The sequence below is a fragment of the Candidatus Pelagibacter giovannonii genome (assembly GCF_012276695.1).
Lineage (GTDB): Bacteria > Pseudomonadota > Alphaproteobacteria > Pelagibacterales > Pelagibacteraceae > Pelagibacter > Pelagibacter giovannonii.
Genome location: NZ_CP038852.1, coordinates 415,823 through 431,055, shown reverse-complemented (window position 1 = coordinate 431,055; position 15,233 = coordinate 415,823). Strand labels below are relative to the sequence as shown.

At 28.1% G+C, this 15,233-nt stretch carries 14 protein-coding genes and 1 pseudogene; 9 read left to right on the top strand and 6 right to left on the bottom strand.

Annotation, left to right across the window (positions count from 1 at the left end; genetic code table 11):
* Positions 1-110 precede the first annotated feature (110 nt).
* Both E5R92_RS02470 and E5R92_RS02465 read left to right on the top strand, forming a co-directional pair.
* Positions 111-470 (top strand): NADH-ubiquinone oxidoreductase subunit NDUFA12 family protein, encoded by a 360-nt coding sequence (locus E5R92_RS02470; RefSeq protein ID WP_168606529.1) that lies wholly within the window; start codon positions 111-113, stop codon positions 468-470.
* Positions 430-828: a DUF2155 domain-containing protein gene (locus E5R92_RS02465; protein WP_168606528.1), complete on the top strand. Its 399-nt coding sequence runs from the start codon at positions 430-432 to the stop codon at positions 826-828. Before E5R92_RS02470 ends, E5R92_RS02465 begins: the two co-directional genes overlap by 41 nt.
* On the opposite strand, the gene accC is transcribed toward E5R92_RS02465, so the two are convergent.
* From accC to aroQ, 3 genes are read right to left on the bottom strand one after another with little or no spacing between them, the layout of a single operon-like run.
* Positions 825-2,162 (bottom strand): acetyl-CoA carboxylase biotin carboxylase subunit, encoded by a 1,338-nt coding sequence (gene accC / locus E5R92_RS02460; protein ID WP_168606527.1) that lies wholly within the window; start codon positions 2,160-2,162, stop codon positions 825-827. The two genes, E5R92_RS02465 and accC, sit on opposite strands and share 4 nt — an antisense overlap.
* On the bottom strand, positions 2,162-2,587 hold the full coding sequence (locus E5R92_RS02455; RefSeq protein WP_168606526.1) for an acetyl-CoA carboxylase biotin carboxyl carrier protein: 426 nt from the start codon (positions 2,585-2,587) through the stop codon (positions 2,162-2,164). Before E5R92_RS02455 ends, accC begins: the two co-directional genes overlap by 1 nt.
* The gene (aroQ, locus tag E5R92_RS02450) at positions 2,584-3,024 is read right to left on the bottom strand and encodes a type II 3-dehydroquinate dehydratase (RefSeq protein ID WP_168606525.1); all 441 of its coding nucleotides are present in this window, start codon (positions 3,022-3,024) and stop codon (positions 2,584-2,586) included. The genes E5R92_RS02455 and aroQ overlap by 4 nt, the downstream gene beginning before the upstream one ends.
* Before the next feature lie 16 nt (positions 3,025-3,040).
* Here aroQ and thiS point away from each other — a divergent pair, with 16 nt between their 5' ends.
* Positions 3,041-3,259 carry a sulfur carrier protein ThiS gene (gene thiS, locus E5R92_RS02445; protein WP_168606524.1) on the top strand — a complete coding sequence of 73 codons (219 nt, stop codon included), beginning with the start codon at positions 3,041-3,043 and terminating at the stop codon, positions 3,257-3,259.
* Positions 3,260-3,261: 2 nt separating this feature from the next.
* On the top strand, positions 3,262-4,035 hold the full coding sequence (locus tag E5R92_RS02440; protein ID WP_168606523.1) for a thiazole synthase: 774 nt from the start codon (positions 3,262-3,264) through the stop codon (positions 4,033-4,035).
* Here the strand turns inward: E5R92_RS02440 and E5R92_RS02435 are convergent.
* Positions 4,032-5,891, bottom strand: coding sequence for an Rne/Rng family ribonuclease (locus tag E5R92_RS02435; protein WP_168606522.1), 1,860 nt, complete (start codon positions 5,889-5,891; stop codon positions 4,032-4,034). The two genes, E5R92_RS02440 and E5R92_RS02435, sit on opposite strands and share 4 nt — an antisense overlap.
* Positions 5,892-5,992: 101 nt before the next feature.
* On the opposite strand from E5R92_RS02435, the pseudogene E5R92_RS07595 reads away from it, so the two are divergent.
* From E5R92_RS07595 to E5R92_RS02420, 3 genes and pseudogenes are all read left to right on the top strand, one after another.
* A pseudogene (locus tag E5R92_RS07595) lies at positions 5,993-8,325 on the top strand (penicillin-binding protein 1A).
* A 45-nt stretch (positions 8,326-8,370) separates the two neighbouring features.
* Positions 8,371-9,420, top strand: a complete 1,050-nt coding sequence (gene prfB / locus E5R92_RS02425; RefSeq protein ID WP_179963847.1) for a peptide chain release factor 2 — start codon at positions 8,371-8,373, stop codon at positions 9,418-9,420.
* A complete protein-coding gene (locus E5R92_RS02420; RefSeq protein WP_168606521.1) occupies positions 9,420-11,612 on the top strand; it encodes an RNA polymerase beta'' subunit family protein in 2,193 nt (730 codons plus the stop codon). The genes prfB and E5R92_RS02420 overlap by 1 nt, the downstream gene beginning before the upstream one ends.
* Here E5R92_RS02420 and tyrS read toward each other — a convergent pair.
* Positions 11,609-12,838, bottom strand: a complete 1,230-nt coding sequence (tyrS, locus tag E5R92_RS02415; protein ID WP_168606520.1) for a tyrosine--tRNA ligase — start codon at positions 12,836-12,838, stop codon at positions 11,609-11,611. The two genes, E5R92_RS02420 and tyrS, sit on opposite strands and share 4 nt — an antisense overlap.
* A 44-nt stretch (positions 12,839-12,882) precedes the next feature.
* Between tyrS and E5R92_RS02410 the strand changes: the two genes are divergently transcribed.
* Positions 12,883-14,010, top strand: a complete 1,128-nt coding sequence (locus E5R92_RS02410; RefSeq protein ID WP_168606519.1) for an anhydro-N-acetylmuramic acid kinase — start codon at positions 12,883-12,885, stop codon at positions 14,008-14,010.
* Positions 14,011-14,012: 2 nt separating this feature from the next.
* On the opposite strand, the gene E5R92_RS02405 is transcribed toward E5R92_RS02410, so the two are convergent.
* Positions 14,013-14,657, bottom strand: a complete 645-nt coding sequence (locus tag E5R92_RS02405; RefSeq protein WP_420887574.1) for an alpha/beta hydrolase — start codon at positions 14,655-14,657, stop codon at positions 14,013-14,015.
* Between the two features lie 149 nt (positions 14,658-14,806).
* Here E5R92_RS02405 and E5R92_RS02400 point away from each other — a divergent pair, with 149 nt between their 5' ends.
* Positions 14,807-15,232, top strand: a complete 426-nt coding sequence (locus tag E5R92_RS02400; RefSeq protein WP_168606517.1) for an RrF2 family transcriptional regulator — start codon at positions 14,807-14,809, stop codon at positions 15,230-15,232.
* Position 15,233: the final 1 nt, after the last annotated feature.

The following is a 15,233-nucleotide window of genomic DNA, read 5'->3' as shown; positions in this document are numbered from 1 at the left end:
CTTTAATTAATTTTTTATTTTGAATCGTAAGATAATTAATTTATATACAAATCCTTACTTTAGTCTAATTTAAATAATACAATTAAGGATTGAAGAATTAATTAAATAATATGTTGACACTTTTTAAAAAAATTTTCATTTGGTGGAACCAAGAAACATTGGGCACAAAATTAAAAACTATTTTTTACGGAAAACTTGTGGGAAAAGATTCTAGTGGGAACAAATATTATGAAAGCAAATCTGGAAAAAGATGGGTAATTTATAATGATGAAATTGATGCTTCAAAAATACATACTGAATGGTATTCTTGGATGCACTTCACTAATAATAGAATTGAAAACAATCATGAATTGAATAAGTATGATTGGCAAAAACCACATCAATCTAATCAAACAGGCACTGAAAATGCTTATCATCCAAATAAAAATAATGATCCAATTAAAAAAAAATATACAATTTGGAAAAGTTAATTTTTTAATTTTTTTAATTTATTTTTTTTTTATAAGTCAGCCACTACCCTTAATAGCTAATGAGGGAAGATTTGTTGAAATTAAAGTTTTAGATAAAGTAAGTTCAAAGACTGACCTTTTGAAATTAGAGATAGGTAAGGAAATTAAATTTAAAGGTTTATTAATAAAAAGTCTCAAATGTAAAAACTCAGAATTTGACGACAATCCAGAAATAACTGCTTATATTCAGGTTAAAGATATGACAAGCAAAGATAAAAATGAAGTTTTTATTTTTAATGGATGGACCTTTTCATCCAGTCCTGCAGTAAACCCTTTTGATCATCCGGTATATGATGTTTGGTTAAAAAGATGTTATTAGATTACTTTTTCATTATCTAGCCAGCCAACATTAAAGTCTGACTCAATAAATTTTTTATGGTTTAGAAGAATTTTATGAAGAGGTATTGTTGTTGTTATTCCTTCAATAACAAACTCATCCAAAGATCTATTCATTCTTTGTATAGCTTCAGTTCTATTTCTTCCATGAGTAATCACCTTGCACACCATACTATCATAATAAGGTGTCACTTTATAACCTTGAAAAATTGCACCATCTACCCTTGTTCTAAAACCAGATGGTTGATGACACATACCTATAGTCCCAGGAGAAGGTTGGAAGTTTTTGCTAGCATCCTCTGCATTAATTCTACATTCTATTGCATGTCCCCTAGGGTTAATGTCACTTTGTTCTAAAGCTGTTTCACCAGTAAAGGCTATCCAAATTTGTTCTTTAATTATATCAATTCCAGTAACCATTTCTGTAACTGGATGCTCAACTTGGACCCGAGTATTCATTTCTAAAAAATAAAATTTTCCATCCTCATAAATAAATTCAACAGTTCCAGCACCCTCATAACCAATTTTACTGACCATATTTATAGTTCTTTCAAAAAGATCTTTTCTGATCTGATCTGTTAAGACTGGGCTAGGGGTTTCCTCTATTAATTTTTGATGTCTTCTTTGAACTGAGCAATCTCTTTCATGAAGGTGAACAGTTCTATTTTTTCCAGATAATACCTGAACTTCAATATGTCTGGGGTTTTGGAAAAATTTCTCAATATAAATTTCATCATTACCAAAATATTTTTGTGCTTCGGACTTTGCTGTTGAAAATAATGTTTCAAATTCTTCTTCTTTACGAACAATTTTCATTCCCTTACCACCACCACCAGCAGATGCTTTAATCAGAACTGGAAAGCCTATTTTTTTACAAAGTTCTTTGGCTGTTTTTATGTCTGTTATTCCTCCCTCAGACCCTTCAATAACAGGTAGACCATGTTCTTTAGCAATTTTCTTTGCTTGAATTTTATCTCCCATCATTTCTATGAGTTTTGAAGAAGCCCCAATGAATTTAATATTATTTTCCTCTAGTACTTTAGCAAAATTTGCATTTTCAGATAAAAAACCATATCCAGGATGAACCGCTTCTGCTTTAGTAAGCTCTATAGCAGACATTAATGCTGGGATATTTAAATAACTATTTGCAGGTTGGTGTGATCCAATGCAAACACTTTCATCGGCTAGTCTTACATGCATACTATCTCTATCAACATCAGAATGAACAGCAACAGTTGCTATACCCCATTCTTTGCATGCCCTTATAACTCTGACTGCAATTTCCCCTCGGTTTGCAATTAGAATTTTTTTAAACATTACTCTACGATGATAATAGTTTGGCCGTATTCAACAGGTTGGCCATCTTCTACACAGATTTCTTTTATAATTCCATCTGCTGTTGATGGAACATGATTCATAGTCTTCATAGCTTCAACTATCATAACTGTTTCACCTTTTTTAATTTTTTTACCAACTTCTGCAAATTTTTTAGCTCCAGGTTCTGCTGCAAGATAAGCAGTACCAATAATAGGAGACTTAACTTCAGTTCCAGATATAACGGCAGACTTAATTGCACTAGTGGCTGGTGTTGAGGCAGCAACACTTACGGTTTGATTGGAACTAGTTAGGTTTGATTTTGATACTTTGATTTTGGTATCCTTATCTGTGTATTCAATCTCAGTTAAATTGAACTCATTTAAGTAATCAGTTAATTCTTTGATAATGTTTTTATCTATTTTCATTTCTGTAATATGTTTTGCATTGCAATTATGGCTAAAATATAACCATCATCACCTAAACCAAAAATTCCACCAGTAGCAATATCGCTGATTAAAGATTTGTGTCTAAATTCCTCTCTTTTATATATATTTGATATGTGAAGTTCAATAATTGGTCTTTTATAAATATCTAAAGCATCCCTGATAGCTACAGATGTATGTGTAAATCCTGCAGCATTAATAATTATGCCATCAAACTTACTTTTAGCCTCTTGTATGATTGTAACTATTTCACCTTCTATGTTTGACTGAGAAAACTCTAAATTTATATTTAAATCTTTAGATTTATTTAAACAGTTTTCTTTTAGTTTATCAAAAGTTATTGACCCATATTGTGATTGTTCTCTTTTACCTAATAGATTAAGATTAGGACCATTAATAATTATAATATTATTATTCATCAGATTCTTATACATTATGAAAAAAATAAAAAAAATAAAAATTAAGATAAATGGTAAATTTTCAACAATAAATGAAAATTTAAGCCTCTCAACTTTTTTAAAAAAACTTAAAATTCCTCTTAAAAAAGTAGCAATTGAATTAAACCAAGAAATAATAGATAAAAATAATTTAAAGATAATAAAACTAAAAAAAAAAGACAAAATAGAAATTGTTCATTTTATTGGAGGTGGGTAAAATTGGTTTACGATAAATTAATAGTTGATAAAAAAAAATTTAATTCCAGATTAATAGTTGGAACTGGTAAATATAAAAGTATGGCTGAATGTGCAAAAGCTATAAAATTATCAGGTGCAGAAATAGTTACTGTTGCAGTGAGAAGGGTAAATATTTCTGATAAAAAAAAACCTTTATTAATGGATTATATTGATCCAAAAAAAATTACTTATTTACCAAATACTGCTGGTTGTTTTAATTCTGAGGAAGCTCTCAGAACTTTGCGTTTAGCAAGAGAAATTGGTGGATGGAAGCTGGTAAAGCTTGAGGTGCTAGGAGATAAAAAAAATCTATTTCCAGATATGATCGAAACATTAAAATCTACAGAAGTTTTAACCAAAGAAGGATTTAGAGTAATGGTTTATTGTAATGATGATCCATTGATGGCTAAAAGATTTGAGAATGTAGGAGCTTGTGCAATTATGCCTCTAGCAGCACCTATAGGCTCCGGACTTGGAATTCAAAATACAACAAATATAAAAATTATAAGAAGTCAAACAAAGCTTCCTTTGATAATCGATGCTGGGTTAGGACAGGCATCTGATGCAGCTATTGCTATGGAGTTGGGCTGTGATGGAGTATTAGCTAATACTGCAATTGCTAAAGCTAAAAAACCATTTCAAATGGCTTTAGCATTTAAAAATGGAGTAATTGCAGGAAGACAATCTTATTTAGCTGGTCGTATAGAAAAATCTATATACGGAAGTGCATCTTCTCCAAAAACTGGAATTATTTAGGCTGCTGGTTTTTTGAAAAATTTCTTTTTAAAAAAAGTTTTTTTTTTATAAGACTTCTTTTTAATTGGACTTTCAAAAGATTTAACCTCTTTTTTTTGCTCTTCTAGATTTTTTAATTTTTCTATATGCTGAACTGTTTCTATAGTTTTTTTAGTTTTGTTTTGAAGGTCAATTATATATTCAGGAATAATAAGGGTATTATCTGCAATTATATCTATCTTGATTAAGTTTTTTCCCTCAAAATACTTTAAATCTTCAATGAAATTTTCTTTCATAAAGTCTGATATCTTTTCACAAATCTTAAGTTCTACAAATTTTGCTTTTGTTAAAACAGCTTTAACCTCAACTAATTTAAGAATTTTCATAGCAAAAGACTCATCGGTAAGAGTAACTTTCCATTTTACAGCACTTTCCCTTAATCTTTGTCTAGACATCTCTAGTAGCCCAAATGTGCTTATTCTTCCAATTTGAATTCTAGCTCTATCAGTTCTGCATTGCTCTTTAAGTTTTCTCTCAACTAATCTTCTATTTCCAAAACTTAACATATCAATAAAATCAATAATAATTAGACCAGACAAGTCTCTTATTTTTATTTGTCGAGATATCTCTTCTGCTGCCTCAAGATTAGTGTCTAAAGCAGTACTCTCAACATTTTTTTGTTTAATAGAGCTACCTGAGTTTATATCAATTGAAACTAGCGCTTCAGTTGGATTTATAACTAGGTAGCCACCTGATTTTAGTTTTATTTCTGAGTCATAAATTTGATTTAATTTTTCTTCAATATTCTCTTTGAAAAATAAAGGAACTTTTTCTCTATATTTTTTTATTTTTTTCACATGAGAAGGCATCATTAACTTCATAAAGCTTTGTGCTTTTTTGTAACCTTCATTACCTTCAATGATGATGCTATTTGTGTCTTCATCATACATATCTCTCAAAGTTCTTTTTATAATATCACTTTCTTGATGGATCAATGATGGAGCTATAGAATTTAATGCATTATCTTTAATTTCATTCCAAGTTTTAATCAAAGTTTGAAGATCATGATCTATATCATTTTTTGTTTTATTTGACCCTGCAGTTCTTACGATAAGTCCCATTTCTTTTGGAATAACTATATCGTTTAGGATAGTTCTAATTTTTTTTCTTTCTCCTGGGTTAAAAATTTTACGAGATATGCCACCACCTTTTGGAGTATTTGGCATTAAGACAATATATTTACCCGCTATAGAAATGAAAGTACTTAGTGCGGCACCTTTTTGCCCCCTTTCATCTTTCAATACTTGTATTAAAATAACTTGGTTAGGTTTTATAACCTCTTGAATCTTATATCTTTTAGATCTAAATCTTACTTCAGGTTTTTTACTGCGAATAGAATGAGAAGGCTGTTCTTTATTTTCATCAAATTGAGTAACAGTTTCAACTGGAGTATCACTCTCTCCTGTTATCTGGTTATCACTCTCTAATTCAGATTCAGGTTTTACATCAACTGGGTCATTAATATCAAGATTGCCCTCATTAATATTTTTTTGTTCTTCTAGTTCACTTTCTTTTAATAACTCTTCTCTAGCTCTCTCTTCTTCTTCTTTTATTTTTGTTAAATCACTCTGAGGTATTTGATAGTAGTCTGATTGAATGTCGTTAAAAGATAGAAAGCCATGTCTGTCTCTTCCAAAATCAATAAATGCAGCTTGCAAAGATGGCTCTACTCTGCTTACCTTACCAAGATATATATTATTTTTGATTAAATTGTTTTTTAAGCCTTCGTACTCGTAGTCTTCAATACTTTCACCTGATTTAAGTACAACCCTTGTTTCATTTGGATGCGAAGCATCAATGTATAAATTTTTTTCCATATATTTTTGATTAATTGTTTCATTTTATATTTAAATAATTTTAAATTTTGTTGAATTCTGATGCCTTAACTTTACCAAATTCTTATATATATTAAACTAAAATGCACAGAATAATTAAAAATATATTAGTATTGATTTTAAGTATTAGTCTATTGTCAGCATTTTCTATATTAACTGTTTTATGGGCTTTTTCTAACAATTTGCCAGATTATAAATTCCTTAAAAATTACAAACCATCAGTTTCTAGTAAAGTGTATTCTGGTGATGGTGAACTAGTAAACGATTTTTCAAAAGAAAAACGAATATTTGTGCCCTACAAATCAATATCAGAGAAAGTAATTAATTCTTTCTTATCTGCAGAAGATAAAAACTTTTATTCACATCCAGGTGTAGATGCAAAAGGAGTATTAAGGGCAATAATTAACAATATTTCTAATGTAATTGCATCAAGAAGATTAGAGGGTGCATCAACTATAACTCAACAAGTAGCAAAAAACTTTTTATTAACAAACGAAGTAAGTTTGAACAGAAAAATTAAAGAGGCAATTCTTGCTTTTAGAATAGAAAGAGTTCTTTCAAAAGAAAGAATATTAGAACTATACTTAAACCAAATATACCTTGGAGAAGGGACTTATGGTGTTGCATCAGCCAGCTTAGAATATTTTGACAAATCAATTAGTGAATTGAATTATGAAGAAGCAGCTTTATTAGCAGCCCTGCCAAAGGCTCCAAGCAGATATAATCCTTATAAAAATATTGAACTCGCAAAATTTAGAAGAGATTTGGTTATAAACAATTTATTTGAAAACAATTATATAAACAAAAAAAGCCAAGAAGAGCTTTTGTCAAAAAAAATTATTTTAAAAAAAAGAAAAAAAATTTTTACAGAAGACACAAGTTACTACGTAGAGGATATTAGAAAAGATGTAGTTGAAAAATTAGGATTTGATAAAGTTTATAAACAAGGATTAAATATAAGCACACCTATTAATATCGATCTACAAAAAATTGCGACTAATTCATTGAGACAGGGTCTTATTGAATACGACAAAAGAAAAGGGTGGCGTGGTGCATTGACTAATATTAAAAAGCTAGAAAAATGGAATAAAGAAGTAGATAAATTTAGATTAGAAAGATCAATTCACTGGGATTTGGCAATAGTTAAAAAGATAGATAAATTTTTAATAGAAATTGAAACTGAATATAAAAAAAAGGAATTATTAATTATGAAAACATTTCTTGGATCAAAAAAGATTTTAAAGAAATATTAAAAATTGGAGATGTTATTTATGTTGAAAATATTAATAAAAATATATTTGCCTTAAGACAGTTGCCTGTAGTTAATGGTGGAATTGTTGTTATGGATCCTTATACAGGAAGAGTGTTAGCTTTAAGTGGCGGATTTAGTTTTAAAAAAAGTGAATTTAATAGAGCAACACAGGCACTAAGACAACCAGGCTCTGCTTTTAAACCTTTTATTTATGCTTTAGCTCTAGAGAATGGATATACACCATCAACTTTAATTTTAGATGCACCACTAGTTTTAGAGCAAGGATCTGATTTAAAAATGTGGAAACCTGAAAACTATGGAAAAAAATTTTATGGACCATCAACACTTAGAATGGGGTTAGAAAAATCTAGAAACTTGATGACTGTCAGAATTGCACAAGATCTTGGAGTTAAAAAAATTGTTAATTTTTCAAAGAAGCTTGGTATTTATGAAAATCCCAGCGAGCTTTTATCAATTTCATTAGGTTCCGCAGAGACAACTTTGTTAAAACTAACATCTGCATACTCTTCATTTGTTAATGGAGGAAAATTAGTTAAACCAATAATGATTGATAGAATTCAAGACAGTGAAGGTGTTACAATTTTTAACAATGAAATGAGAGAGTGTGTAAATTGTGATCAAATATCCCATTTAAGTGACAATTATCCAAAGATAGAAGATAAGTTTGAGCAAATATTTTCCCCAGAAACAGCATATCAAATGACCTCGATATTGGAAGGAACTGTTCAAAATGGAACAGGAAAAAATTTAAAAGATTTAAATTTAGACTTAGCTGGCAAAACAGGAACAACAAATAGAAATACAGATACTTGGTTTATTGGATTTACTTCAAAATTAGCAATAGGGGTTTATGTAGGTTCAGACAATCCAAGATCACTTGGAAGGCATGAAACAGGGGCAAAAACAGCATTACCAATTTTTAAAAGCTTTGTAAAAAAAGGTGTAAAAAAAGAAGATGCAAGACCGTTTAAAGTTGCAAAAAATATTTTAATGAAAGTTATAGATCCTATTACAGGAGAAAAAGCTAAAATTGGAACAAGCAGAACGATTATTGAAGCTTATAAAGATGTGAAAGTAGAAAGTCTATTGAATCAAGATATTAACAATAGATTAAAAAATAATAATATATTAAGGTTCTACTAATGGATAATGAATATTTAAATTATAAATCTGAAATAGAAAAAATTAATCAAAGAGTTAAGGAGTACCTTTGAAACAAATAATATTCATAAAAAATTAGAAAAGAATAACCAAAAAATATTAGAAACTAATTTTTGGCAAGATAAAGCAAATTCTCAGAAAGTTATTAAAGAAAAAAAATTATATGAAGAATTAATAAATTCATATATAAATTCATCTAAATCAATAATTGATCTTGATGAATTAAACGAACTTGCTTTAGAAGAAAAAAATCAGCCTGTCATAAATGAAGTTTTAGAGAGTATAAAAAATTTAAAAAAATTAGCTAAAAAAAATGAAACTAAATGTTTTTTGTCAAATGAAACTGATAGTTTGGATTGCTATATAGAAATTCATGCTGGCGCTGGAGGAACTGAGAGTCAGGATTGGGCAGAAATGTTAAGAAGAATGTATCTTAAGTGGTCAGATATTAAGAATTTTGAATCAGAATTAATTAGCGAACATAAGGGAGAGGAAGTCGGTATAAAATCATCAACAATTAAAATTGAGGGTGATTATGTTTATGGATGGTTAAAAGCTGAGTCAGGAATTCATAGGTTAGTTAGAATATCACCTTTTGATTCTGGTGCTAGACGTCATACCAGCTTTGCTAGTATTTGGATTTATCCAGTTGTAGATGAAAATATTGAAATAGAGATAAATGAAAAAGATTTACGTATTGACACATATCGATCAAGCGGAGCAGGAGGGCAGCATGTAAATACTACAGACAGTGCAGTAAGAATTACTCACCTACCTTCTAAAATTGTTGTTCAATGTCAAAACGAAAGATCTCAACATAAAAATAAAGATACCTGCATGAATATGCTTAAAGCAAGACTATATGATTTTGAATTAAAGAAAAAAGAAAAAGAAAGCCAAACTGTTGAGTCTACCAAGTCAGAAATTGGTTGGGGTCATCAAATTAGATCCTATGTACTTCACCCATACAGAATGGTAAAAGATAACAGAACTGACTTTGAAAGCTCAAATCCAGATAAGATCTTAGATGGTGAGATTGATGATTTTTTAGAAAGTTCGCTATATAAAGTGAAATAATGAAAAGAATAATTAAAATTCTTATAATATTAATAATTACCCTTACAGCTATTGTTATTTACCTAAGTATTTATGGAATAAAGACCGAAAAGTTTAATAATGAAATTATAAAAAATGTATCAAAAATTAACAAAAAAATTAACCTTTCATTAAATGAGGTTAATTATTTATTAAACCCACTGAATTTTAGTATTAATATTTCAGCAAAAAACCCCAAAATATTACTGGAAGATAAAAGTCTAGATTTAAGAGAAGTTACTAGCAATATTTTATTAAAATCATTCATAAATAATCAATTTTCTATTGATGATTTAAAAATTTCCACAAAGGAAATTCAAATTAAAGATCTAATCTCATTAACAAGAGCTATTGAAGGATCACCGCAACTTTTTGTTTTAGATAACATAGCTAGAGAGGGATTAATTTCTGCAAATATAAATCTTACATTTGATTTAGATGGAGAAATCAAAAACAATTATCAAATTAATGGGGCTGTTAAAAAAGCAAAATTTAATATTTTTAACAAGGTTGAAATTGATGATTTAAACCTATCATTTAATATAAGTAACAATCAATTAACATTAAGAAAAATAGAAACAAATCTTAATAGTATAAAATTAAAATCACCCTTAATCAAAATTGAAAAAAAGAAAGATACATTTTTTGTTGATGGAAGAGTGGCAAATGAGGAACAAAATTTTGATATAAATAAATTAAAACCTATACTTGGTGATTTACCGAACAATATAAAGATAGAAAAAATTGACTTTAATTTCATAAACACCTTCTCCTTTAACGTTAGCAAAAAATTAAAATTGAATGATTTAAAACTTGAGACCAACTTAAACTTAAAAAATTTTCAAATAGTTAAAAACCCCCTTAATTTAAAACCTTTTTTACCTAATTATACAGGGCAGATTAAATTTGAGGATCATGAAGTTAAAATTATATTAACAAAAGGTACATTGGACATCAAGGGAAATGGAGATATTTATATTGGAGATGAGCTTGAGCAATTATCTTATAGTATCATTAATAATGATGGAAAAATAACCTTTGATACAAAACTTAATATTACAAAAAATCCATTAATAATAAATTTTTTAGATTATAAAAAGAAAAAAGAAAATAGTTCAGAAATTTTATTAAAAGGTATTTACAAAAAAAATAAAGAATTGATATTTGAAAATATTTCTATGACAGAAAAAAATAATCAAATTTTAATTAAAGATTTATTATTAAGTAAAAATTTTAAAATTAAAGATTTGGATTATGTTAAACTCAATTATAGAAATAAAAATGATCTTCTTAATAATGTAGAGCTAAAAAAAAATAAATCTAATTATTCTATAAATGGCAAAAGTTTTGACGCAACACAGTTCATTAATAATAGTATGAATGATGATGAAAATACTACAATTTTTGAAAATTTTAATTCTAAATTTGATATTAAAATTGACACAACTTATATAAATAAAAATGATTATACAAAAAATTTAGCTGGAAACTTCACTTATAAAGATAATAAATTAAATTTATTAAATTTAGCGTCTACTTTTTCTAAAAATAAAAAAATGAATTTATCCATTGAAACTAATACCCAAAATGAAACTATTACAAAATTCTTTTCAAACTATCCAAAACCTTTGATTAAAAGATATGATTTCATAAAAGGATTTGAAGAAGGCTATCTAAATTTTAATTCTATAAAAAAAGACGGTGTTTCTAATTCTGTATTAGTTATTGATAACTTTAAAGTTAAAGAAGTACCTATTTTTGCTAAGCTTTTAAGCCTAGCATCACTTCAGGGAATTGCGGATCTTTTAACGGGTGAGGGAATAAGGTTCACTGATTTTGAAATGATATATTCAAGTGAAAAGGGTCTTACTAATATTGAAGAAATGTATGCAATCGGACCTGCAATCTCTATATTAATGGATGGTTATATAGAATCAAAGAAATTGGTTAGCTTGAGAGGAACATTGGTTCCTGCTACAACTATAAATAGATCTATATCCTCAATTCCATTATTAGGGAAAATACTAATAGGTGAAAAAACGGGTGAAGGTGTTTTTGGTGTAAGTTTTAAAATAAAAGGACCTCCAAAAAATCTATCTACAACAGTTAATCCAATTAAAACTCTAACACCTAGATTTATAACAAGAACACTAGAAAAAATTAAAAAGAACTAAATTAATTCAACTTTAATATGTTTTTTTTTACCAAGTGAAAGTTTAATTAAACTGTCCTTAAATAAGTTTTCAGTAATTAAAAATTTTTCATCAGAAATTGCCTGACTGTTTATCTTAATTCCATTTCCTTTAATTAATCTTCGAATTTCACTTTTAGAGCTTTCTAATTTTGATAAAATTACTAAATCTAAAATATTTATATTATTACCTAACATTTTCTTGTTAATTTGAATGGTTGGCAAGTTATCACCCAATGAATTTTCAGAAAATGTTTGTTTTGCTGTTTCTTGGCATTTACTTGCCTCATCTTCACCATGCAACATAGATGTAGCTTTATTAGCAAGTAAAATTTTTAGCTCATTAATATTATCATTTTTAATAATTTCGATTTCATCAATATTAATATCTGTAAAAATTTTCAAAAACTTTAAGACATCTCGATCATCAATATTTCTCCAAAATTGCCAGTAGTCATATGCTGGAAGAAATTTTTTATCTAGCCAAACAGCTCCAGATTCAGTTTTACCCATCTTTGTACCTGATGCCAATGTAATAAGAGGGGTTGTTAAACCGTAAACATGATTATTCGAATATCTTTTTATAAGATCGACCCCATTAACAATATTACCCCATTGGTCAGAGCCACCAATTTGAAGCATACATTTTTCTTTTTTGTTTAATTCTAAAAAATCATAAGCTTGCAAAATCATATAGTTAAATTCCATATAACTTAATGACTGTTCTCTTTCTAATCTAATTTTAACACTATCAAAACTCAACATTTTGTTGATTGTAAAATGTTTTCCAACATCTCTTAAAAAAGAAATATAATTTAAATTTTTAAGCCAGGTATAATTATTAACAAATATTGGTTTTGTTTTTGGGTCTTTATGATCTAAAAAATTTTTTAGAATTTTTTCAATATTATTTATATTTTTTTTAATCTCATCTTCAGATAAAATTTTTCTAGTTTTATCTTTTCCAGATGGGTCACCTATTCTAGTAGTACCCCCTCCTAATAAAACTATTGGTTGATGACCATGTTTTTGTAATAATCTAAGACACATAATTTGAAGCAAGCTACCAACATGAAGGCTTTCAGCAGTACAATCAAAACCAATATAAGCTTTGATTTTTTCTTTATCTAATAGTTGAGACAGATTTTCTTCACCAGTACACTGGTAAAAGAAACCTCGATCTTTAAATTCTTTTAAAAATTTATTCATAAATATGCTATCTAGAATATACAATATTTACTTAAAAAATAAGAATGGAAAAATTTTATACTTCTTTAGGGTTAATGAGTGGTACATCTATGGATGGGGTTGATGCATCAATTATTAGATCTGACGGTGAAAGTAACTATGAACCTATATTTGACAAATATTTTGAGTATGATGCAGTAATTTATTCAGACTTACTAAATCTAAGAGATAAAATAAATTCAATAAAAGATTTAACAACTAATTCTTATCAAATTAACGAGCTCGAGAGAAAAATTACCTTATTTCATGCCAAAATTAGTAAAGAAATTATAAAGAACACAGAGATAGATGTAGATTTAGTTGGGTTTCATGGTCAAACAATTCTTCACAATGCTCAGGAAAAAATATCAAAACAAATTGGAGAAGGTAATTTACTATCAAGTCTTTTAAAAAAAGAGGTAGTTTACAACTTTAGAGAAAATGACATTCTTAACGGCGGACAAGGAGCTCCATTAGCCCCAATCTTTCATAACTTACTTGTAAACCAGAATAAAATAGAGAAACCTGCTTGTGTTTTAAACGTAGGAGGTATTGCAAATATTACTCTTGTTATCTCAAAAAATAATGAAGACTTAACAAGTTTTGATGTGGGTCCAGGTAATTGTCTCTTAGACGAGTGGGTTAGAAGACACACACAAATGAAATATGATGAAAATGGAAAAACTTCAAAAACTGGAAAAACAAGTGAAGTTATTCTAAATCAAGCGATTGATAATTTTGATAATATAAATTATCAAAAAAAACTTTCATTTGATATAAAGGATTTTGATTTAAGTTTTGTGAAAGGTCTATCATATGAGGATGGCTTATCCACATTAGTAGATTTTACTGCAATAATAATTTATCAATCAATTTTAAAATCAATAAAAATTAAAGAAAATGAAAAATTATTAATAATAGTATGTGGAGGTGGAAGAAAAAATCTTTCTTTAATGGAGAGTATAAGAAAAAGACTGCCAAAAAATATCTCTTTAAAAATAATTGATGATTATAAAATTGATGGAGATTTTATTGAGTCCCAAGCTTTTGCTTATCTTGCAATTAGATCTGCACTTAAAAAAGTAATTTCATTCCCTAACACTACGGATGTGCTAAAACCTTCAATAGGTGGAGTTTTAGTTAAAAACTTTTAAGATTAAAATAAAGCAGATTCTTTTTTGATATATTTATCTAAGCTTTTTACCAATACATCTTCTGTTTTAGTAAAAAAATGATTAGCATCATTTATAGCTTGAAAGTCAACTTTAATACCTTTTTGAGCACTTAATCTTTTATCTAAATCTGTAATATGTTCCAAGGGAACTAACTCATCTTTTTTACCATAAATCATTAAACCAGAAGTAGGGCATGGAGATAAAAATGAAAAATCATAAACATTTGGTTGTGGTGATATTGCAATAAATCTATTTATTTCTGGTCTTCTCATTAGTAGTTGCATTGCTATTAGTGATCCAAAAGAAAATCCTGAAACCCAACATTGTGAGTTGTCAAAATTTTCACGTTCTAACCAGTCTAGGGCTGCAGCTGCATCAGCTAGTTCGCCTTGACCATTATCAAATTCACCATCACTTTTTCCAACACCTCTAAAGTTTACCCTACATACAGAAAACCCGTTTTCCATAAAAGTATGAAATGTATCAACTACAACTTTATTATTCATTGTTCCTCCATATTGAGGGTGAGGTTGTAATACTAAGGCTATTGGTGATGTAATTTTTTCACTTTTGTAATACTTGGCTTCCATTCTTCCGGCAGGTCCAGGTATAAATACTTCTACTATTTTATTGTCCATAAATGATATTGATTATTATTCTCAAAAAAAAATACACTTATCATAACTAAGCGACAATATGTTATCTTTTTTTTATATTGTATACTTGACTAATTTAGTCAAGTTTATATAAAAAGCCTTCTTAAATAAGGGTAAATATGAAATTAACATCAAAAGGTAGATATGCGGTAATGGCTTTAGCTGACCTTGCTAAGTTCAATAGTGCTAATCCAGTATCTTTAAGAGATATATCGTTAAGACAAGGAATTTCCTTAGATTTTTTAGAACAAATTTTTTCTAAATTAAAAAAATACAATATTGTCAAAAGCATTAGAGGAACTAATGGTGGTTATATCTTAAACAAAAAACCAGAAGAAATTAAATTAGCAAATATACTTAGTGCTGTAGATGAAGAAGTTAAAACTGTTCAATGTAAAAAAGAATCTAAAAAAGGATGTAACAGCAAGACAACAAAGTGCATTACTCATAATTTGTGGGATGAACTTGAGATTCATATTAATAATTTTTTTGAACAAAAAAACTTGAAAGATCTTATAAGCAACTCATTAGAAAGTAGAAATTAAA

What these genes read in the sequence shown, in the direction of transcription:
- E5R92_RS02470 (WP_168606529.1), top strand. Translation starts at nt 111, where the DNA reads ATGTTGACACTTTTTAAAAAAATTTTCATTTGGTGGAACCAAGAAACA.
- E5R92_RS02465 (WP_168606528.1), top strand. Translation starts at nt 430, where the DNA reads ATGATCCAATTAAAAAAAAATATACAATTTGGAAAAGTTAATTTTTTA.
- accC (WP_168606527.1), bottom strand. Translation starts at nt 2,162, where the DNA reads ATGTTTAAAAAAATTCTAATTGCAAACCGAGGGGAAATTGCAGTCAGA.
- E5R92_RS02455 (WP_168606526.1), bottom strand. Translation starts at nt 2,587, where the DNA reads ATGAAAATAGATAAAAACATTATCAAAGAATTAACTGATTACTTAAAT.
- aroQ (WP_168606525.1), bottom strand. Translation starts at nt 3,024, where the DNA reads ATGAATAATAATATTATAATTATTAATGGTCCTAATCTTAATCTATTA.
- thiS (WP_168606524.1), top strand. Translation starts at nt 3,041, where the DNA reads ATGAAAAAAATAAAAAAAATAAAAATTAAGATAAATGGTAAATTTTCA.
- E5R92_RS02435 (WP_168606522.1), bottom strand. Translation starts at nt 5,891, where the DNA reads ATGGAAAAAAATTTATACATTGATGCTTCGCATCCAAATGAAACAAGG.
- E5R92_RS02420 (WP_168606521.1), top strand. Translation starts at nt 9,420, where the DNA reads ATGAAAAGAATAATTAAAATTCTTATAATATTAATAATTACCCTTACA.
- tyrS (WP_168606520.1), bottom strand. Translation starts at nt 12,838, where the DNA reads ATGAATAAATTTTTAAAAGAATTTAAAGATCGAGGTTTCTTTTACCAG.
- E5R92_RS02410 (WP_168606519.1), top strand. Translation starts at nt 12,883, where the DNA reads ATGGAAAAATTTTATACTTCTTTAGGGTTAATGAGTGGTACATCTATG.
- E5R92_RS02400 (WP_168606517.1), top strand. Translation starts at nt 14,807, where the DNA reads ATGAAATTAACATCAAAAGGTAGATATGCGGTAATGGCTTTAGCTGAC.